The following is a 629-nucleotide window of genomic DNA, read 5'->3' on the forward strand; positions in this document are numbered from 1 at the left end:
CTCCCGCCGGAAGCCTATGCGGCCTACACCGCAAGCTACGACTGGCGGAACCTTTACGGGCGCGAATTGCTCTATTCGGGACCGCTCTTCACCCACCAACTCTCGCATATGTGGGTCGATTTCCGCGGCATCCGCGACGAATTCATGCGCGAGCACAACAGCGACTATTTCCAGAACAGTCGCCACGCGACCTTCGTCCAGCAGGAATATGCCATCCGCAACCCGCTGAATTTCGTCGGCTACGGCGAGCATTGCTGGGGCTTCACCGCAAGCGACGGTCCCGGCTGGACCAAGCGCACGGTGAACGGTGTCGAGCGGGAGTTCTTCGACTACATCGCCCGCGGCGCCCCCTTCGGTCCTGACGATGGGACCGTGTCGCCCTGGGCAGTCGTCGCCTCCCTGCCCTTCGCGCCGGAAATCGTCATTCCGACGGTCTGGAATTGTGCCCGTATGAATCTCGGCATGACCAGGCTTTACGGCTTCAGGCCCTCCTTCAACCGCAGCTTTCCGGCGGAAGGAACCGAATCCGGCTGGTGGGTCAGCCCCTATCATTTCGGCATCGACCAAGGCCCCGTGGTGCTGATGATCGAGAACTACAGGACCGGCCTGCTGTGGAACATCATGCGCCG

General features: G+C 61.8%; 1 protein-coding gene. It reads left to right on the forward strand.

All coding sequences use genetic code 11. The features are described from left to right. On the forward strand, positions 1 to 629 hold a 629-nt coding region (locus IB272_RS34470), incomplete at both ends, for a glucoamylase family protein (RefSeq protein WP_281435550.1).

The sequence above is a fragment of the Ensifer sp. ENS08 genome (assembly GCF_014852195.1).
GTDB classification, from domain to species: domain Bacteria; phylum Pseudomonadota; class Alphaproteobacteria; order Rhizobiales; family Rhizobiaceae; genus Ensifer; species Ensifer adhaerens.